The organism is Bradyrhizobium canariense (assembly GCF_018130465.1).
Taxonomy (GTDB): Bacteria; Pseudomonadota; Alphaproteobacteria; order Rhizobiales; family Xanthobacteraceae; genus Bradyrhizobium; species Bradyrhizobium canariense_C.
Genome location: NZ_JAFCKJ010000008.1, coordinates 230,459 through 248,214 on the forward strand (window position 1 = coordinate 230,459; position 17,756 = coordinate 248,214).

18 protein-coding genes are annotated in these 17,756 nt (G+C 64.4%); 13 read left to right on the forward strand and 5 right to left on the reverse strand.

Going from position 1 to position 17,756, the window contains the following annotated elements:
- Position 1: 1 nt before the first annotated feature.
- The 11 genes from JQ591_RS22150 to JQ591_RS22200 all read left to right on the forward strand — a co-directional run bounded on the left by JQ591_RS22150 (position 2) and on the right by JQ591_RS22200 (position 10,460).
- Positions 2–808 (forward strand): biotin--[acetyl-CoA-carboxylase] ligase, encoded by an 807-nt coding sequence (locus JQ591_RS22150; protein WP_211398093.1) that lies wholly within the window; start codon positions 2–4, stop codon positions 806–808.
- Positions 808–2,478 (forward strand): ribonuclease J, encoded by a 1,671-nt coding sequence (locus JQ591_RS22155; RefSeq protein ID WP_211398094.1) that lies wholly within the window; start codon positions 808–810, stop codon positions 2,476–2,478. Before JQ591_RS22150 ends, JQ591_RS22155 begins: the two co-directional genes overlap by 1 nt.
- A 12-nt stretch (positions 2,479–2,490) precedes the next feature.
- Positions 2,491–2,895, forward strand: a complete 405-nt coding sequence (gene mce, locus JQ591_RS22160) for a methylmalonyl-CoA epimerase (protein ID WP_007603572.1) — start codon at positions 2,491–2,493, stop codon at positions 2,893–2,895.
- A 10-nt stretch (positions 2,896–2,905) separates the two neighbouring features.
- Positions 2,906–3,181 carry a DUF1467 family protein gene (locus JQ591_RS22165; RefSeq protein ID WP_211398095.1) on the forward strand — a complete coding sequence of 92 codons (276 nt, stop codon included), beginning with the start codon at positions 2,906–2,908 and terminating at the stop codon, positions 3,179–3,181.
- Between the two features lie 31 nt (positions 3,182–3,212).
- Positions 3,213–3,560, forward strand: coding sequence for a hypothetical protein (locus JQ591_RS22170; RefSeq protein ID WP_151649938.1), 348 nt, complete (start codon positions 3,213–3,215; stop codon positions 3,558–3,560).
- 65 nt (positions 3,561–3,625) lie between these two features.
- Positions 3,626–4,915: an S-methyl-5-thioribose kinase gene (gene mtnK / locus JQ591_RS22175; RefSeq protein WP_211398096.1), complete on the forward strand. Its 1,290-nt coding sequence runs from the start codon at positions 3,626–3,628 to the stop codon at positions 4,913–4,915.
- A 131-nt stretch (positions 4,916–5,046) separates the two neighbouring features.
- On the forward strand, positions 5,047–6,636 hold the full coding sequence (locus JQ591_RS22180; protein WP_211398097.1) for an ABC transporter substrate-binding protein: 1,590 nt from the start codon (positions 5,047–5,049) through the stop codon (positions 6,634–6,636).
- Between the two features lie 60 nt (positions 6,637–6,696).
- Positions 6,697–7,620: an ABC transporter permease gene (locus tag JQ591_RS22185; protein WP_211398204.1), complete on the forward strand. Its 924-nt coding sequence runs from the start codon at positions 6,697–6,699 to the stop codon at positions 7,618–7,620.
- Positions 7,617–8,438 carry an ABC transporter permease gene (locus JQ591_RS22190; RefSeq protein WP_211398098.1) on the forward strand — a complete coding sequence of 274 codons (822 nt, stop codon included), beginning with the start codon at positions 7,617–7,619 and terminating at the stop codon, positions 8,436–8,438. Before JQ591_RS22185 ends, JQ591_RS22190 begins: the two co-directional genes overlap by 4 nt.
- Positions 8,435–9,415: an ABC transporter ATP-binding protein gene (locus JQ591_RS22195; RefSeq protein WP_211398099.1), complete on the forward strand. Its 981-nt coding sequence runs from the start codon at positions 8,435–8,437 to the stop codon at positions 9,413–9,415. Before JQ591_RS22190 ends, JQ591_RS22195 begins: the two co-directional genes overlap by 4 nt.
- Complete coding sequence (locus JQ591_RS22200; protein ID WP_211398100.1) at positions 9,408–10,460, forward strand: ABC transporter ATP-binding protein; 1,053 nt, start codon at positions 9,408–9,410, stop codon at positions 10,458–10,460. The genes JQ591_RS22195 and JQ591_RS22200 overlap by 8 nt, the downstream gene beginning before the upstream one ends.
- 15 nt (positions 10,461–10,475) lie before the next feature.
- Here JQ591_RS22200 and JQ591_RS22205 read toward each other — a convergent pair whose 3' ends face one another.
- Both JQ591_RS22205 and JQ591_RS22210 read right to left on the reverse strand, forming a co-directional pair.
- A complete protein-coding gene (locus JQ591_RS22205) occupies positions 10,476–11,603 on the reverse strand; it encodes a serine hydrolase domain-containing protein (protein ID WP_211398101.1) in 1,128 nt (375 codons plus the stop codon).
- A gap of 270 nt (positions 11,604–11,873) precedes the next feature.
- Positions 11,874–12,503, reverse strand: coding sequence for a LysR family transcriptional regulator (locus tag JQ591_RS22210; RefSeq protein WP_211398102.1), 630 nt, complete (start codon positions 12,501–12,503; stop codon positions 11,874–11,876).
- Positions 12,504–12,632: 129 nt separating this feature from the next.
- Between JQ591_RS22210 and JQ591_RS22215 the strand changes: the two genes are divergently transcribed.
- Positions 12,633–13,025, forward strand: coding sequence for a RidA family protein (locus JQ591_RS22215; protein WP_211398103.1), 393 nt, complete (start codon positions 12,633–12,635; stop codon positions 13,023–13,025).
- Between the two features lie 47 nt (positions 13,026–13,072).
- On the forward strand, positions 13,073–13,777 hold the full coding sequence (locus tag JQ591_RS22220) for an L-2-amino-thiazoline-4-carboxylic acid hydrolase (protein ID WP_211398104.1): 705 nt from the start codon (positions 13,073–13,075) through the stop codon (positions 13,775–13,777).
- A gap of 321 nt (positions 13,778–14,098) precedes the next feature.
- Here the strand turns inward: JQ591_RS22220 and JQ591_RS22225 are convergent, their stop codons facing one another.
- The 3 genes from JQ591_RS22225 to JQ591_RS22235 are packed head-to-tail and all read right to left on the reverse strand — an operon-like array spanning position 14,099 to position 17,671.
- Entirely contained in the window at positions 14,099–15,127 is a 1,029-nt protein-coding gene (locus JQ591_RS22225; RefSeq protein ID WP_211398105.1) for an ABC transporter permease, read from the reverse strand.
- Positions 15,128–15,139: 12 nt separating this feature from the next.
- On the reverse strand, positions 15,140–16,642 hold the full coding sequence (locus JQ591_RS22230; protein WP_211398106.1) for a sugar ABC transporter ATP-binding protein: 1,503 nt from the start codon (positions 16,640–16,642) through the stop codon (positions 15,140–15,142).
- Positions 16,643–16,648: 6 nt separating this feature from the next.
- Positions 16,649–17,671 (reverse strand): sugar ABC transporter substrate-binding protein, encoded by a 1,023-nt coding sequence (locus tag JQ591_RS22235; RefSeq protein ID WP_211398107.1) that lies wholly within the window; start codon positions 17,669–17,671, stop codon positions 16,649–16,651.
- Between the last annotated feature and the right edge of the window lie 85 nt (positions 17,672–17,756).

Genomic DNA, 17,756 nt, shown 5'->3' on the forward strand with positions numbered 1-17,756 from the left:
GATGGCATTCGCGCTCGGTCCTCGCGCATCGTCGGCGGGCTACAAGCTCGCAGCTTTCGAACGGACCGGCTCGACCAATACCGAGGCGATCGAGCACGCGAGGCGTGGCGAACGCGGCCCGATGTGGTTCGTGACGTCGGAGCAGACCGCCGGCCGTGGCCGCCGCCAGCGCGCCTGGATCGCGCCGCGGGGTAACCTTGCAGCCAGCGTCCTCGAAGTCCTGGACGTCGCCCCTTCCGTCGCCGCGACGATCGGCTTTGCGGCCGGGCTGGCCGAGGAGGCCGCCCTGGAGAAGGTCAGCCTGGAGGCTGCGCTGCGCCTCGGCGAGGGCCGTCCCCGCTACGCCCTGAAATGGCCGAACGACGTGCTGGCCGGCGGCAAGAAGCTGGTCGGTATCGGCCTGGAGGCCGAAGCCATCGGTGAGCGTCTTGCCATCGTCGTCGGCATCGGCACCAACGTCGTCGCCGCGCCCGAGGGCACGCCCACGCCGGCGGTGTCGCTCGCCGCGCTCGGCGTCCAGATCAGTGCGGAGGAGCTGTTCTCGGCGCTCTCCGATGCCTGGGTGGAGTTCCGCGGTATCTGGGACAATGGCCGCGGCTTTGCCGAGATCCGCAAGCTGTGGCTGGAGCGCGCCGCCGGCCTCGGCGAGCGGGTCGCGATCCACACGGGAGTGATGACGCTGGAAGGCATTTTTGACACGATCGACGACACCGGCTGCCTGATCGTCCGCACCGCGGAGGGCCGGCGCGTGCCGGTTGCCGCGGGCGAGGTGTTCTTCGGCACGGCCGCCTCCGTGGGAGCTGCGTGATGGCGAAGCCTGACGAACTGGTATTTGCACCGCTCGGCGGGGTCGGCGAGATCGGCATGAACCTGTCGATCTACGGCCTCGGCAACCGCCAACAGCGCGCCTGGCTGGCGATCGATCTCGGCGTCTCCTTCGGCGACGAGGAGCATCTGCCGGGCATCGACCTGATCATGCCCGACGTCAGCTTCCTGGAGAAGGAACGCAAGAACCTGATGGGGCTGGTGCTGACCCACGCCCATGAGGACCATTTCGGCGCCATCATCGACCTGTGGCCGAAGCTGAAATGCCCGATCTACGCGACGCAGTTCAGCGCCGCGCTGTTCGAGGCCAAGTGCGCCGCCGAGCGCAATGCGCCGAAGATCCCGGTGACGGTGGTGCCGTCGGGCGGGCGCGTCGATATCGGCCCGTTCAACGTCGAGTTCATCCCGGTCGCGCATTCGATTCCGGAGTCCCATGCGTTGGCGATCCACACCGAAGTCGGCACGGTGCTGCACACCGGCGACTGGAAGATCGATCCGACCCCGATCATCGGCCGCCCGACTGACGAAAAGCGGCTGCGGGAGCTCGGCGATGCGGGCCTGCTCGCCCTGATCGGCGATTCCACCAACGCCGTGCGCGACGGCCGCTCGCCCTCGGAAGCCGAGGTCGCCAGATCCATCACCGAACTCGTCAAGGCCGCCAAGGGCCGCGTCGCGGTCACGACCTTTGCCTCCAACGTCGCGCGCCTCAAGGCCGTCGCCATCGCTGCGAAGGCCGCCGACCGAGAGGTCGTCGTGGTCGGCCGCGCCATGGAACGCGTGGTGCAGGTCGCGCGCGAGACCGGCTATCTCGACGGCGTGCAGAGCTTCCGCTCCCCCGACGTTTACGGTCATCTGCCGCAGGACAAGGTGCTGGCGCTCTGCACCGGCAGCCAGGGCGAGCCGCGTGCCGCGTTGGCGCGCATCGCCAATGACGACCATCCCGAGATCACGCTCAACCGCGGCGACAGCGTCATCTTCTCCTCGCGCACCATTCCCGGCAACGAGAAGGCGGTCGGCGCAATTATCAATGGCCTGGTTCTACAGGGTGTGGAGGTCATCACTGACCGCGACCAGCTGGTCCATGTCTCCGGTCATCCGCGCCGCGACGAATTGCGCGACATGATCGCCTGGACCAGGCCGCAGCTCCTGATCCCCGTCCATGGCGAGGCGCTGCACCTGAACGAGCACGCCAAGCTCGCGCGTGCCGCCGGCGTGCCGCGCGTGCTGGTCTGCCGCAACGGCGATCTCGTCAAGCTCGGTCCCGGCGATCCCGGCATCATTGGGCAAGTGCCTGCGGGCCGTCTCTACAAGGACGGCACGATTCTCGAGGACTCCAAGTCCCGCGCGGTGGTCGAGCGGCGCCGCATGGCCTTCTCCGGCTGCGCCTTCATCGCCATCGCCATGACGGAGCAGGGCGAGCTTGCCGACGATCCCGCGGTCGATCTCGTCGGCATCCCCGAGAAGAACAAGGCGGGCGAGCCCTTCGACGACATCGTTTTCGACGCCGTGGTCTCCACCGTCGAAGGCCTGCCGAAGGCGCGCCGTCGCGACGCCGATGCGCTGGCTGAGTCGGTACGACGGGCTGTCCGGTCTGTCATCAACGAACATTGGGGTAAAAAGCCCCCCTGTCTGGTACATGTCCTGACAGTGTAACGGGAGAGAAACATGCTGGGCCGGCTCAACCATGTCGCGATCGCGACCAAGGACGCCGTTAAGGCCGCCAAAATCTATGGCGCCGCATTTGGGGCCCAGATCTCGGAGGCCGTTGCGCTGCCCGAGCATGGCGTCACCACCGTGTTCGCGACGCTGCCCAACACCAAGATCGAGTTCATCGAGCCGCTCGGCGAGGCCTCGCCGATCGCAAAGTTTCTCGATCGCAACGCCGACGGCGGCATCCACCATGTCTGCTACGAGGTGGTCGACATCATCGCCTCGCGCGACACGCTGGTGAAGGAGGGCGCAAGAGTGCTCGGCGACGGCGTGCCGAAGATCGGCGCCCACGGCAAGCCGGTGTTGTTCCTGCACCCGAAGGATTTTTCCGGCGCGCTGGTCGAAATCGAGCAGGCGTAAGGCCGAAGCCATGGCCATTCAGCTCTCGACCGCGCTCGCGATTTACTTCGTCATCTGGTGGGTCGCGCTGTTTCTGACGCTGCCGTTCGGCGTGCGCAGCCAGCACGAGGACGGCGTGGGAGCGCCGGGGACGGACCCCGGCGCGCCGATCCTGACCGGCATGCGGCGCAAGCTGATCTGGACCACCATCATCTCGGCGGTCATCTACGGGATCGGCATAGCGGCCTATCACGCCGGCTATCTCTCGATCGAACGCCTGTCGAGATTGATGGGAATGCCGTTTTAAGATTTCTTGGTTGTCTTTGTTGGGGGGACGAATGACTTTTCAGCGGATCGTCATTGCGCTTCTGGTCCTGATCGTCGCCGGCCTTGGCGCCATTGGCTATTTCGAGTGGAAGATGGCCGTGCAGGTGCGGACGCTGAAGGCGTTCGTGGAGGGCTACGTCTTCAACGAGGCCGTGATGGCCTGTGAGCAGGCCAAGAGCTCGACTCCGTTCAAATGGAACGGCGGCAAGAGCACCTCGGTGATCGGCCTGAACTCGGTCAAGCTGGACAAATACAACGTCAGCGCCAGCTACACGCTGGTGGCGGACGGCGTCTATTGCGATTACGATCCGATCAAAAGAAAGGCCGAGATCGGCTCGAGCTTCCTGGAACGGGAGTAACGATCCGGCCATGCCAAACATGGGCATGCCAAACATGGGCGTGCCAAGCATGGGATGGGATCGTCATGGCCGAGGGGCAGGGGGACTACCGGATTCTGCATGAGGCGGCCTTGCGGGACTATCTCGCGGAGCAGCCGGATCTCGTGACGCTCCTCGGCGCCGAGCCGGTGTCCTGGTCGATCACCGAGGTGGGCGACGGCAATCTCAATCTGGTCTTCATCGTCAAGGGCGACCGCGGCGGCGTCGCCGTGAAGCAGGCGCTGCCCTATGTCCGCCTCGTCGGCGAGAGCTGGCCGCTGCCGCTGTCGCGGGCCCACTACGAATATCTGTCCCTGTCGAAACAAGCCCAGCTCGCACCCGGCCTCGTGCCGGCCCTGCGGCATCACAACGAGGCCTTGGCGCTGACGGTGATGGAGCTGCTCGAGCCCCACATCATCATGCGCAAGGGGATGGTCGCGGGGACTCAATACCCGCGCTTTGTCGATGACATCACCACCTTCATGGCGCGGACCTTGTTCTTCACCTCCGACCTCGCGCTGTCGGCGGCCGAAAAGAAGCAAGGCATCGCAGCCTTCGCCGGCAACCATGCGCTGTGCAAGATCACCGAGGATCTGATCTTCACCGATCCCTACCGCATCGCCGAGCAGAACCGCTGGACCGCGCCGTATCTCGATGCGCTCGCCGCAGATCTGCGCGACGACATGGACCTGCATGTCGCGATCTCCCGGCTGAAGCTGAAGTTCATGGCAAGCCCTGAGGCGCTGCTCCACGGCGACCTTCACACCGGCTCGATCATGGTCACGGACAGCCAGACGCGGGTGATCGACCCCGAATTCGCGTTCTATGGCCCGATGGGGTTCGATGTCGGTGCTGTCCTCGCCAACCTGCTGATGGCCTATTTTGCCTCCGCCGGCCATGAGCGCTTGCCGGGCGAGCGGCGTGCGTTCGAGGCCTGGGTGCTGGAGACGGTCGAGCAGGTCTGGACCGAGTTCGCGCGCAAATTCCTCGATCTCTGGCGCGCTGGCGCCGCCGGCGATGCTTATCCCGCCTCACTCTTCGCCGGCGAGAAGGGCGCGGCACGCCTGGAGGCCGAGCGACAGGCCTACATGCAGCGGTTGTTCGCCGACACCGTCGGTTTTGCCGCGGCAAAAACCATCCGCCGTATCTTCGGCCTCGCGCACAACATCGATTTCGAGCTGATCGAGGATCCGAAGAGGCGGGCGATCAGCGAAGCCCGGGCCGTGCGGTTGGCGCGGGCGATGATGCTGGAGGCGGGGGCGTTTCCGACCATCGCCGACGTCACCGGCGCAGCACGAAAATTGCGCGACTGGCAGCCGGAGTTCGCGGCCGGCTAGGGCGCGTTCTGACAAATCGGCGGGGCCCGAGCGCTGTGCTCGCATATGTCACCCCTTCAAGGCGCTTGCGCTCGACGTGCCGTGGATGGTCAACTCTCAGACCGGAGCATGCCTGCATGGTCGGAGGGAACATGATGTTCAGGATTGTGGCGATCGTCGCTGGTTTGGGGCTGGCACTGGCCGCCACGGCGGAGGCCCAGACACCGCGCAAGGGCGGAACCATCCGCATGACCGCGCCCTATGGCTCGAGTTTCACCAGCCTGGATATTCTTACGACACAGCGCGCCCAGGACGAGATCTACGCCAAGGCTCTGCACCGGTCGCTCTACATCTGGAATTCCGCGGAAGGCAAACCGGTTCTGGAGCTCGCCAGGGAGGACGTCATCTCCGGCGGAGGCCTCGTTCACACCTTCAAGCTGCGCGACGATGCCTATTTCCACAACGGCCGCAAGATGACCGCCGACGACGTCATCTGGACCTACAATCACATCATGGACGGCACCAAGGCCTATCCCGGCGCGCGCTATGTCCGCGTGATCGAGGGCGCGGCGGCGGTCGAGAAGGGCCAGGCCAAGGAAATCTCCGGCCTGAAGAAAATCGACGACTTCACCATCGAGATGAAGCTGACCGAGAAAGTCGATCCAGGTTTCTACTTCTGGAACGCGATAACTTCGATCTATCCCGCCGACGAAGCCGCCAAGGAAAGCTTTCTCCAGAAGCCGATCGGTCTTGGCCCCTTCAAATTCGTCGAGCACGTGCCGGGATCGCGCATCGTTCTGGAGCGGTGGGACCGGTTCTACAAGCCCGGCAAGCCCTACGCTGACAAGATCATCGTGGCGGTCATGGGCGAGGCCGCGGCACGCGACGTCGCCTTCCGCAACAAGGAGATCGACACCTCGGTGCTGGGACCTGCGCAATATGTCGCCTATCAGAACGACGCCGACCTCAAGGGCACCGTCGTCGAAGTCGCCGAGGTCTTCACCCGCTACATGGGGATGAATCCCGCGTTCAAGCCGTTCGCCGACAAGCGCGTGCGGCAGGCGATCAACTACGCGATCGACACCGACCTGATCATCAACAAGCTGGTCAAGGGCAAGGCCTATCGCGCCACCAGCTGGCTGCCGCTGACCTCGCCCGCTTACGACAAGGCGATGAAGCCCTACGCCTTCGATCCCGCCAAGGCCAAGCAGCTGCTCGCTGACGCCGGCTATCCCTCAGGCTTCGAATTCGAATGGACCACCAGCCAGAACGAGAGCTGGGGCCTGCCGATCGTCTCGGCCGTGATCCCGATGCTGGACAGGGTCGGCATCAAGGCGAAGGTCAAGCAGGTCGAGACCGCGGTGCTGGCGGAGGTGGTTCGCAGCGGCGACTACCACGCCTTCATCTATTCCCAGGCGAGCGGCCCGGATCCGCAGGCCGCCCTCAAATGCTTCCACTCGGCGACGCCGCAACCAGCCTGCAACTACATGAACTTCAAGAATGCCGACTTCGACAAGATGGTCGATGAAGCCGGGCAGGCCGACGATCCCGCCAAGCGCACCCAGCTGCTGCAAAAGGCCAATGCGCTGCTTTACGAAGAGGCGCCGGTCTGGTTCTTCAATTACAACAAGGCGGTGATGGCCGTGCAGCCCTGGCTCAAGGGGATTCAGCTGAACGCGACCGAGCTGACCCACCAGAACGTCGAGGACCTCTGGGTCGACGAGACCTCGCCCGCGAAGTGACATGCGCTCTCGCGCTCCCTCCATCGCCATGAACGATGGAGGGAGAGAGGAAAAGTGCCGATGCTCTCCTTCCTGTTCCGCCGCCTCCTGCAAACCATTCCGACCGTGCTTGCCGTCGTGCTGCTGGTGTTCGTGCTGTTCAGTGTCGTTCCCGGCAGCATCGTCTCGTCCATGAGCGATGATGCCGATCCGCAGATCGAGATGCGCTTGAAGAAGCAGCTCGGCCTCGACCAGCCCGTCTATCTGCGCTTCGGTTCCTACGTCGCCAAGCTCGCGACGGGTGATTTCGGCACCTCGTTCCGGACGCGCGAGCCGGTCACGACCATGATCGCCAAACGGGCATGGCCGACGCTACAGCTCATCTTCGCAGCCATGGCGTTTTCTGTCGTGATCGGTGTTCCCTTGGGTTTCATCGCCGCGCTGAAGCCCGGGGGAATTGTCGACACGCTGGCAATGGTCGTGGCGGTATCAGGACTTTCGATCGCCAAATTCTGGCTCGGACTGGTGCTGATGTACTTGTTTGCGTTGAAGCTCGGCTGGCTGCCGAGTTTCGGCTATGGCGACGGCGGCCTGAAATACCTGATCCTTCCGGCCGTGACGCTCGGCGTCTCGCCGATGGCGCTGTTCGCCCGGACCACGCGCGCCGCGGTCCTCGAGATCATGACGGCCGATTTCGTCCGCACCGCGCGCTCCAAGGGCATGAGCGAGACACGAGTCGTGAGGTGGCATGTGATGCGCAACGCGCTTGTCATCATTCTCACCACCGTCGGCCTGCAGTTCGGCGCGCTGATGGGGCAGGCGGTCGTGGTCGAGAAACTGTTCTCCTGGCCGGGCATCGGCTCGCTGCTCGTCGACAGTGTCTTGCAGCGCGACATTCCGGCCGTCCAGGGCTCCATTCTCGTCGTGGTGCTGGCCTTTCTCGCGATCAATTTGCTGATCGACGTGCTCTACGGCGTGATCGATCCCAGGATCAGATACGCATGAAGCTCCGCGCCAATCTCATCATCGGTGGCGCGTTGTTCGCGCTTGCGATCTTCGTCGGCCTGCTCGCGCCCTGGCTGGCGCATACCGATCCTGTCCTGGACGCCAATTTGCTGAATGCGGAAGAGCCTCCGAGCTGGACCTGGTGGTTCGGCACTGACGACCAGGGCCGCGACATCTATTCCCGCGTCGTCTATGGCGCGCGCGTTTCGCTGACGGTCGGCATCGTCTCGCAGCTCATCAACAGCGTGATCGGCGTGGCGCTGGGCCTGAGCGCCGGCTATTGGGGCGGCTGGTGGGACGATGTCGTCAACGGCCTGACCAATCTCATGCTCGCGATCCCCTCGCTGATCTTCGCGTTGGCCATCATGGCGGTGCTCGGCCCCGGGCTGACCAGCCTGCTGATCGCACTCGGCCTGACCAACTGGTCCTTCACGTGCCGGATCGCAAGGGCATCGGCGCTGTCGCTGAGGAGCCAGGGCTATGTGCAGGCGGCAACCGTGCTCGGCTACGGCGATCTGCGCATCATGATCACGCAGCTGCTGCCGAACATGCTCGGGCCGATCGTCGTCATCGGCACGCTCGGCATGGGCAGCGCGGTCCTGTCCGAAGCCGCCTTGTCGTTCCTCGGCCTCGGCGTCCGCCCGCCTTTTCCGAGCTGGGGCAGCATGTTGTCGGATGCCCGCGACCAGATCACGACGGCACCGTGGCTCTCGGTGTTTCCCGGCCTTGCCATCTTCCTGACGGTGCTCGGCCTCAATCTGCTCGGGGACGGCCTGCGCGACATCCTCGATCCGCAATCGCGGAGCCGGCGCACATGACCGGCGCGCCGCTGATCGAGGTCGAGGATTTGCGGATCGATCTCGACGATGGATCACGGCGCGTTGCGGCGGCGGAGGGCATTTCATTCCGCATCGATCGCGGCGAGACGTTCGGCCTGGTCGGCGAATCCGGCTGCGGCAAGAGCATCACGGCGCTCGCCTTGATCGGCCTGTTGCGGCAGCCGCTGTCGATCGGCGGCGGCGCCATCCGGTTTGAGGGGCGGGAGATCCAGCACCTTTCAGCCGGCAAGCAACGGGAGCTGCGCGGCAATCGCATTGCGATGATCTTCCAGGAGCCGATGACGGCGCTCAACCCGGTCTCGCCGGTGGGCCGGCAGATCGCCGAGATGTTCGTGCTGCACAAGGGCAAGAGCTGGCGGGAAGCCAACCAGCTGGCGGTCGAGGCGCTGGCCAGCGTCCGCGTCCCCGCGCCGGAGCGGCGCGTCAACGACTACCCGCACCAGCTCTCCGGCGGCATGCGCCAGCGCGTGATGATCGCCATCGCACTCGCCTGCGGTCCGGATCTCCTGATCGCCGACGAGCCGACCACCGCGCTCGACGTCACCGTGCAAGCCGAAATCATCGAGCTGATGCGGAATCTGTGCGCCGAGCGGGGGACGGCAATCCTGATGATCAGCCACGATCTCGGCCTGGTTGCCAATGTCTGCCGCCGCGTGGCCGTCATGTATGCCGGCCGCATTGTCGAGGAGCGCGGCTCGGCCGACATCTTCCGCGCGCCCTCGCATCCCTATACGCGAGGCCTGGTCGCCTCGCTGCCGCGGCTGGGCAGCCGCGCCGCGCTTGGCCGCACTCGGCTGATGGAGATCGCGGGCGTCGTTCCGGCGATCACGAATTTCCCCGATGGCTGCAGGTTCAATCCGCGCTGCGCACAGGCGACTGACATTTGCCGGACAGCCGCGCCGCAGATCGATTTGCTGGAGGCCGGTGGTCTGGTGAGGTGTCACCACCATGCATGAGCCGCAAGACCTGCTGGATAGGGCGAAGCCGGATGACGATGTCATTCTCAGCGTCGAGGATCTCGCGGTTCATTTCCCGATGGGCGGCGGCTTGCTGGGTCGCGAGCGGCGGTTGCTTCGGGCCGTGGACGGGGTCGACCTCAGGCTGAAGCGGGGCGAATGCCTCGGCCTCGTCGGCGAGTCCGGCTCAGGCAAGTCGACGGTCGCATTGTCGATCCTTGGTCTCTTGACGCCAACGCGCGGCCGCATCGTGCTGGACGGACAGGTCGTGACCGTCAGGCAATCGGGCGATCGAAAGGCACTGGCCCGCACCGTGCAAATCGTGTTTCAGGATCCCTACGCCTCGCTCAATCCGCGCCAGACCGTGCGTCGCACGTTAGAGGATCCCCTGCGCGTGCACGGCGTGGCCGCAAAGAGCGAGATCGAGGACCGCGTCGCGACCATGCTGCGCCATGTCGGCCTGCGCCCCGAACAGGCCGACCGCTACCCGCACGAATTCTCCGGTGGCCAGCGTCAGCGTATCGGCATTGCCCGCGCCCTGATCCTCAATCCCAAGATCGTCATCTGCGACGAGCCCGTGTCGGCGCTGGACGTCTCGATCCGGGCCCAGATCATCAATCTGCTGCTGGAACTGAAGGAAACGCTCGGTCTCTCCTACATCATGATCAGCCACGACCTGGGCGTCGTCGAGCACATGAGCGACAAGGTCGCCGTCATGTATCTCGGCCGCATCGTCGAGAACGGCGACTGGCGCGAGATTTTCGAGAGGCCGGCGCACCCGTACACGCAAGCCTTGATCGCCGCCATTCCCGACCCGCTGCACCATGCACCGCTGGCGACGACAGGCGGCGATCTTCCCAATCCGCTCAATCCGCCGAACGGATGCGCGTTCAGCCCACGGTGCCGTTATGCGGAAGCTGTGTGTCGGGGCGAGCCGGGGCCGGTGCTGGAGACGCGGGTGGACGGGCACGCGGTGAGGTGTTGGCGGAGTGAGGAGATTGCGGGGAGGGCGACGGTGGCCCCTCCTGAGGGCCAGCCGCTCTAGGGTGGAAGGCAAGGTTCACTTCAGTCCAGCCAACACGACGTCACGGACCACCCGTATGGACGGCATCCATTGCCTCTCGTCGGCGTAATTTCCGCAGGTGATGGCCACCACGATATCGAGGTCGGGCATCGCGAACAACCGCTGACCACCGTAACCGAAGCCGCCGATCCAATGCGTGATGGGCCGGTTCGGCGGATGGCCGTACTGGAAGTTGCCGCTGTACCAAAAGTAGCCGTATTGACGCTGCTCGTCGCACGGGACGTAGGGCTGGAACGATTTCGCGAGCCATTCCGACGAAACGATCTGGCGTCCATCCCACTGGCCACGGTTGAGGACCAATTGCCCAACGCGCGCAAGGTCGCGCGGCGTCATGCGCAGGCCGGATGCGGGTGCGGGTTGGCCGTTGAATCCTTTGGACCATTCGGTCGGGCCAACCCCGATGGGATCGAACAGTTGTGTGCGTGCAAAGTCGGGTAGCGACTGGCCGACGCCTTTTACCAGCAGATTGCCGATGAGCTCGGTTCCAGCAGCGCCGTAGATCCAGCGCGCTCCTGGATCGGAGATGAACGGTCGGCTGAAAATGTAGCGCAAACGATCGGGCGCGCGCTCCATCTGGATTTCGCTGTTATTAGGGTCCTGGTAGGGAATGTCCTCGTTCCAGTCGAACCCCAGGGTCATGGTGAGCGCGTGCGCGACGGTCAGACGCTTTAGGCGGCCATCGGTTACGACATCGGCATAATCGGGAAATTGCGCGATCAGCGGTTGATCCGGCGCAGGCACCTTTCCGAGATCGAGCGCGATTCCGTAGAGCAGGCCTAGAACGCTCTTCGTGACAGAGCGCAGGTCGTGCAGGGTGTCAGGACCGAAGGCGACCCGGCCGAGAGGAGCGCCCCAGGATTCGTCCTCGCCGGCGAAATAGCGTTCGAGCACGATCATGCCCGCCCGCGTGACGAAGACACCATGCAGACCCCATGCACGATTGTCGGCAATCAGTTTGTCGAGCCGCGCATCGAGATCCGGTATAAAGCCTGCCTCGGATGGCGTCATCGATTGCCAGTCGAACGGAGCCGAGACAAGCGAACCTGCGCTCATGAGAAGCGCCCCTCCACCCATAAGCAGGGCCCGCCGATCAATTGCGGTCATGCGAATGTCTCCAAAATGAGAAGTCCGCGCCCTCAGCTTGAGCCAAACGCTCAACGGATGCGCTATCGATCTCTGTGAAATCTGCCCCTGTTTTATCCGGCAAGTCAAACTTGGTCGTAGCGGAAGGCTCAAGCCACTCGGCGCCAAATTGCTGGATGATCTCTAGTTGGCATGGGGTTGTTTTCGCTTTGTCTCGATACCTCGACCCGCGCCCAGATCATCTATCTGCTGCTGGAACTGAATGAAACGCACGGCCGCTTCGATCTCGCCTCAACTTCCGCTGACACCTACCAGACGAGGGCGGTGTCGGTTTGTGAGCGCGTTCTTGGCCGGCAGGGCGCGCAACCACGCGCGAAAACCGACGATCTCCGGACAATCCGCGGTGCCTTCAGGCGCAACCAGCCAATCACCCAAACCCGATCCCTCATCGATCCGGTCGCAGCGATAGCCCGGATGGTGGCTGAGGCCCCGGGCGATCAGCAGGTCGACCTTGCCCTCGACCAATTCGTGCAGGCCGGCTGGGTGCAGCACCCGCAAGCCGATCTCCGCATGCGCGCTGCGAAACGCCGCCAATTCGAGGCGGCGGAGGTCGAAGCTGCCATGGACGCCTAGCTGTAGCAGCACCGCACCTGCCGGTTTCAATTGCGAGGTCGCCTCTGCAATGTGGCGAAAGCCTTCGGAGACCCCGGGCAGATAGGCCTGACCGGCGACTGTGAGGATGAGCTGCTTATGCAGCCGCTCGAACAGCTGCACGCCGAGGCGCGCCTCCAGCGCCTTCACCTGCTGTCCCACGGCGGCGGGCGTCACGTGCAGTTCGTGTGCGGCGAGCTTGAAGCTGAGATGCCGGGCGGCGGCCTCAAAAGCGCGGAGCGCGTTGAGTGGGGGAAGGGCGTAGGTCATTGCGCACCATTTTGACACTGATGGGCCGTCGCCTTGCAATAGATTTTCTTGCGCTGAACCGCAGCAATGATGCTTTGCGAAGCGGTGATGGGGCCGGATACGGTCAGCCCCGCAATCCGGAGAAACCCTATGCCCCCAGCTCACATCGTCAGCCACAATCCCGCAACGGTCCACGCTCCCGCCGGCGGCTACTGCATGGGACTTGAATTGACGCAGCATCGCCGCCTGCTGTTCGTCAGCGGCCAGGTGCCCGAGAGACCCGACGGCACCGTGCCCGAAGGTTTCGAGGCGCAATGCGAGCAGGCCTGGCGCAACGTGATGGAGGTGCTCGCCGCCGCCGGCCTGCGCGTCGAGCATCTGGTGAAGGTCACCACGTTCCTGACGAACCGCAATCAACTCGTGACCAACCGCACCATTCGTCGCGCGATGCTCGGGGACCACCAGCCCGCGCTGACGGTCGTGATCGTCGAGACCGTCGACAGCAAATGGCTGCTGGAGATCGAGGCGATCGCCGCGGAGTGAAACCGGTTCCGCCGTCCCTGCAATGAGCCAACCAAATCAGGTGTCCAATGGCTGAGAGCATTCATCCCTTCTACGAGACGCATCGGGGCGCAATGGAAGCCGCCATGCGCCATCGGCTCGACTTGGCCGAAGCGATGTTGCACGAGCGCGCGCATCTCACCGCGATCGACGGGATCAGGCGGGAGGTGATGGACGAATTCGAGATCGTGCTCGCCCAGATGCCCTATGTCGGTGGTGCGGCAAGCCGCATGAGCGATTTCTTCATGCGTCTGATGGGCTTCACGGCCATCAGCCGGGTGCTGCGACGACACGGCGTGCCGGTGCCTGTGATCGGCGAGATCGAGCGGGAAACCTACAAGGCGCAGTTGCTGACCGCGCCTGAAGCGGAGCGTCTTGCCTCAGGGCGTCAATTCATGTCGCCGGAGAACCAGGCTTTGCTGCGCGAGCAGGCGGCCAAGAGCATGACTGACAGCCATCAGAAGGAGTTTCCGGAAGATTTCGCCTACGATTTCGTCGAGCCTGATACGGACGACAAGTTCGAGTTCGGGATCAACTACAAGGCCTGCGGCTTCTGCAAGCTCGCGGCGCGCCACGGCGACAAGGACATTCTGCCGAACATCTGCGGGCTCGATTTCGTCGCCTACGCAGCGCGAGGCATCCACCTGGAAAGGACGCAGACGTTAGCGGGCGGCGCGAGCCACTGCAATTTCCGGTTCTCGCGGCTCCCGCCGGATGAGAAGGCGGAGAGTTAGGCCGCCCTCTCATGCTCTGCGATTGAGGCTGGATTGCCCCTGCTGTCACCTCGTCATTGCGAGCGCAGCGAAGCAATCCAGAATCGTTCCGCGGCGGCAGTCTGGATTGCTTCGCTGCGCTCGCAATGACGGAGGTTGGGGCGCTGTCCGGAGCCGACCCGCGCACACCGCCATGATGACATCCTGCTCCTGTTTTGCCCGACGAGTCAAACGCCGCCGCGGTCGCAGCTGCACAATTTCGGGTTCTTGTAAGTCGTTGAATTACCTCAAAGTCTCTACTGTGCATGGGGTTGTTTTCGCGTTTTTTGTTTTGAGGGTCGTCTATTCCACCGCCTTCTCGCGCAGGCGCTGCGCGTAGACGTTGATCACCAGCGCCGCCAGCAGGATCAGGCCGCGGATCAGGATCTTCAGGAAGCTGTCGATATTGACGTGGTCGAGGCCGTTGTTGAGAACTCCGAGAACGAAGAGCCCGACGATGGTGTTGCCGATGCCGCCGCGGCCGCCGAACAGGCTGGTGCCGCCGACCACGACGGCGGCGATGGAGTCGAGCAGGTAGGTATCGAACTCGTTCTGCTGCGCGCTGCCGAAATGGGCCACGCCCAGCATGCCGCCGATGCCGGAGCACACCGCCGAAATCACCATCACCGCGCCGAGGATGAGCTTGACGTTGAGGCCGGAATATTCGGCCGCCTCGCGGTTGCCGCCGACCATGTAGACGTAGCGGCCGAAGCGCGTGTAGGTCAGCACCAGATGTCCCAAGAGCAGCATGATGGCGGCGACGATGACGATCCAGGGGACGCCGCCGATCGAGCCGGAGCCGAGCGTGGTGATCACGCCGGGCACCTTGTAGGCGATCTGGCCGCGCACCAGCAGAGCCGAGATGCCGGCTGCGATCTGCATCATCGCCAGCGTCATGATGAAGGAGGGGATGCCGATCACCGTCAGCCCCAGCGCATTGACGAGGCCAAGCAACGCGCAGAGCAGGATAGCCATCAGGATCGCCGCGGCGCCGGGGAGGGGAATGTTGGGAATGTTGACGTAGGATTCCTGGAGCGTGAAGTAGGCGACCGCGATGCCCGTGACGTTGGCGATGCTGGCGATCGAGAGGTCGATCTCCGCGCAGAGGATCACGAAGGTGAGTCCGACGGCGATGATGCCTGTGACCGACACTTGCGTGAGGATGTTGCCGAGATTGTCCAGCGTCGCGAAGGAGGGGCTGGCGAGGGCAAAGAAGCCGGACAGGAAGATCAGAGTCAGGAATGGCGCGATGTTGCGCATCTGCGAGCGCAGGAACGGCGCTAACCCGCGTGCCCGTTGCGCCGCCGCTGGTGCCGTGTCACTGCTCGCCATGGTGCTTCTCCGTCACGCCGCTTCCAGCAGGCGGTCCTTGCTGACCGGCTCGTTCTTGAACTCACGCACCAATGCGCCGCGCTTGAGCACGAGGATGCGGTCGGCCAGCGACAGCACCGTTTCCGGCTCGGTCGACAGCACGATGATCGCGAGCCCCCTGGCGCGGAGATCGCGGACGATGTTGATGACGTCGTTCTTGGCGCCGACATCCATGCCGCGGGTCGGCTCGCACAGCACCAGCAGTTTGGGCGGATAGGTCAGCCATTTCGCCAGCGCGACCTTCTGCTGGTTGCCGCCGGAGAGCATGCCGAGATCGAGGCCGACCACCGGCGGCCTGATCTGGAGCTGCTCGACCTGGCGCTGGGCGATGTCGCGCTCCCGTGCCGGCTTGAGCAGCAACGCCGAGATGCGATCGAGAATGCTGATCGAGATGTTCTTGTAGACCGGCTCCTGGTGGAACAGCATGGCGCGCCGGCTCTCCGGCACCAGCGCCACGCCGGCCCGCCGCGCCGCGGCCGTGCTGGCGAAGGTTTTGGGCTTGCCCTCGACCGCGAGCGTGCCGCCGTCCGGCTTCAGCTTGCCGAACAATATGCGCGACAGCTCCTGCTGGCCGCAGCCCATGAAGCCGTAGATGCCGAGCACTTCGCCGGCGCGGGCCTCGAAGGAGATGTCCTTCAGGCTGCGGGCCAGCGACAGCTGGTCGACCTTCAGGACCACCGAGCTGTCGCTCGGCCGCGGCAGCATCAGATCGTCGCTATAGCTGTGCTCGAGCGCTTCGCCGCCGCGGCCGATCATGGCCTCGATCAGCGCGCCCTTGCTGGTCGCAGCACTTGCCGTCTCCGTGACCTTCCGCCCGTTGCGGAACACGGTCACGGTGTCGGACACGCGCAAGATGTCCTCGATGAAATGCGAGATGAAGACGATGGCCGTGCCTTCCTCGCGCAGGCGCCGTAGCGTCGCAAACAACCGCTCGACCTCGGGCGGGGAGAGGGCGGAGGTCGGCTCGTCCAGGATGACGATGCGCGCGCCGGAGAACAGCACGCGCGCGATCTCGATCAGTTGCTGGAGCCCGATAGGGAGGTCGCCGAGCCTGCTCATCGGATCGACGTCGATGCCGAAGCGGGCGAGCTGCTCGCCGGCCTCGCGCGCCATCCGCCGCCATTGCACGAGACCAAGCCGGTTGGTCGGCTGGTTGCCCAGAAACACGTTCTCGGCGACCGTGAGGTCGGGCGCGACAGACAGCTCCTGGTGCACCATGGCGATGCCGGCGGTGTGCGCGTCGCGGGCCGAGCGGAAATGCGTCTCCTGTCCGTCGATCAGGAAGCGGCCGGAGAATTCGGTGTGCACGCCGGCGATGATCTTCATCAGCGTGCTTTTTCCCGCGCCGTTCTCGCCGACGAGACCATGGATCTCGCCGGGTGAGAGCGCGAAGTCGACACCACGAAGCGCCTCGACGCCGCCGAAGCTCTTCGTGATGTCCTGCAGTTCCAGGATGGGCGAACGGTCCTCTCGCATGGAGGCTCAGATCAGGAAGTGATCCTGCATCCACTGCATTCCGGCAGCGTTGGCCTTGGTCACGACCGGACCGTCGGTGACGACGTTCTTGGGGATGCCCTGTCCGCTCTTTTCGCCGCCGACCACCGCGGAAACGCCCGCGATGATGGCGCCGCCATGAATCCGGCAGGACGGATTGCGGACGGTTGCGAACATGCGGCCTTCGCTGACCGCCTGGATCGCCGGCGGCATCGCATCGACGCCGCCGATCAGGATGTTGGTGCGGCCCCGCGCCTTCATGATGTTGGCGGCGGCGAGCGCCATGTCGTCATTGTGGAAGAACGCCGCGTCGATCTGCGGGTACTTGGTCAGGTAGGTTTCCCAGAGACGTGCGGTCTTCGACACATCCCAATCGGCCGGCTGGGTGTCGAGCACCTCGATACCAGGAAATTGCTGGACGACCGTGGTGAAGCCCTTGGCGCGGCCCTGCGCGCCGGTGTGGCCGAGCGCGCCCTGGGTCATGATGATCTTGCCTTTGCCGCCCATGGCGTTGCACAGCGCCTGCGTCACGGAGGCGCCCATGAACTCGTTGTCGGGGGCGAGGAAGGAGTGGACGTTGATCTGGTCGAGCGGCGCAATCAGCGTGTCCATGTCGATCACGGGCGTGCCGGCGTCGATCATCTTCTGCACGGGCTGGGTGAGGGTGCCGATGCCAAAAGCCTGGATCGCGACGAAATCCCATTTCTGCGAGGCCATGTTGTCGATCGCCGCGCGCTGCTTCACGGCATCGAGCTGGCCGTCGAACCAGGTGACCTCGACATTGAACAGCTTGCCCCAGAATTCCGCGGCCTGCTTGCCTTGCGCGCACCAGGTCGCCTGGAGGCCTGCGTTGGAGAATGCCGCTTTCAGCGGCTTCTCGCTTCGTCCGACTTCGGCTGCAAGGGCCGGGTTTATGCCCATGCTGCCGAGGATGGCAGTCGCGGCGCCGGCGGTCGCTGCCGCCTGAAGAAGATCGCGCCTCGTCGTCGAGAAATCTTTCGTCCCGGACATCGCTCGCTCCCATACAATTTTATCTTCGGCGCGTCATTGATTGCGCGACCGATGTCCGAAAGTGTCTCACAAGAGTTGGTGGCAC

Bases quoted from the DNA above. Each gene is read 5' to 3' on its own strand.
- JQ591_RS22220 (WP_211398104.1), top strand. From the start codon at position 13,073: ATGGCTGAGAGCATTCATCCCTTCTACGAGACGCATCGGGGCGCAATG.
- JQ591_RS22210 (WP_211398102.1), bottom strand. From the start codon at position 12,503: ATGACCTACGCCCTTCCCCCACTCAACGCGCTCCGCGCTTTTGAGGCC.
- mce (WP_007603572.1), top strand. From the start codon at position 2,491: ATGCTGGGCCGGCTCAACCATGTCGCGATCGCGACCAAGGACGCCGTT.
- JQ591_RS22170 (WP_151649938.1), top strand. From the start codon at position 3,213: ATGACTTTTCAGCGGATCGTCATTGCGCTTCTGGTCCTGATCGTCGCC.
- JQ591_RS22215 (WP_211398103.1), top strand. From the start codon at position 12,633: ATGCCCCCAGCTCACATCGTCAGCCACAATCCCGCAACGGTCCACGCT.
- JQ591_RS22225 (WP_211398105.1), bottom strand. From the start codon at position 15,127: ATGGCGAGCAGTGACACGGCACCAGCGGCGGCGCAACGGGCACGCGGG.
- JQ591_RS22150 (WP_211398093.1), top strand. From the start codon at position 2: ATGGCATTCGCGCTCGGTCCTCGCGCATCGTCGGCGGGCTACAAGCTC.
- JQ591_RS22155 (WP_211398094.1), top strand. From the start codon at position 808: ATGGCGAAGCCTGACGAACTGGTATTTGCACCGCTCGGCGGGGTCGGC.
- JQ591_RS22185 (WP_211398204.1), top strand. From the start codon at position 6,697: ATGCTCTCCTTCCTGTTCCGCCGCCTCCTGCAAACCATTCCGACCGTG.
- JQ591_RS22230 (WP_211398106.1), bottom strand. From the start codon at position 16,642: ATGCGAGAGGACCGTTCGCCCATCCTGGAACTGCAGGACATCACGAAG.
- JQ591_RS22235 (WP_211398107.1), bottom strand. From the start codon at position 17,671: ATGTCCGGGACGAAAGATTTCTCGACGACGAGGCGCGATCTTCTTCAG.
- mtnK (WP_211398096.1), top strand. From the start codon at position 3,626: ATGGCCGAGGGGCAGGGGGACTACCGGATTCTGCATGAGGCGGCCTTG.
- JQ591_RS22205 (WP_211398101.1), bottom strand. From the start codon at position 11,603: ATGACCGCAATTGATCGGCGGGCCCTGCTTATGGGTGGAGGGGCGCTT.
- JQ591_RS22200 (WP_211398100.1), top strand. From the start codon at position 9,408: ATGCATGAGCCGCAAGACCTGCTGGATAGGGCGAAGCCGGATGACGAT.
- JQ591_RS22165 (WP_211398095.1), top strand. From the start codon at position 2,906: ATGGCCATTCAGCTCTCGACCGCGCTCGCGATTTACTTCGTCATCTGG.
- JQ591_RS22190 (WP_211398098.1), top strand. From the start codon at position 7,617: ATGAAGCTCCGCGCCAATCTCATCATCGGTGGCGCGTTGTTCGCGCTT.
- JQ591_RS22195 (WP_211398099.1), top strand. From the start codon at position 8,435: ATGACCGGCGCGCCGCTGATCGAGGTCGAGGATTTGCGGATCGATCTC.
- JQ591_RS22180 (WP_211398097.1), top strand. From the start codon at position 5,047: ATGATGTTCAGGATTGTGGCGATCGTCGCTGGTTTGGGGCTGGCACTG.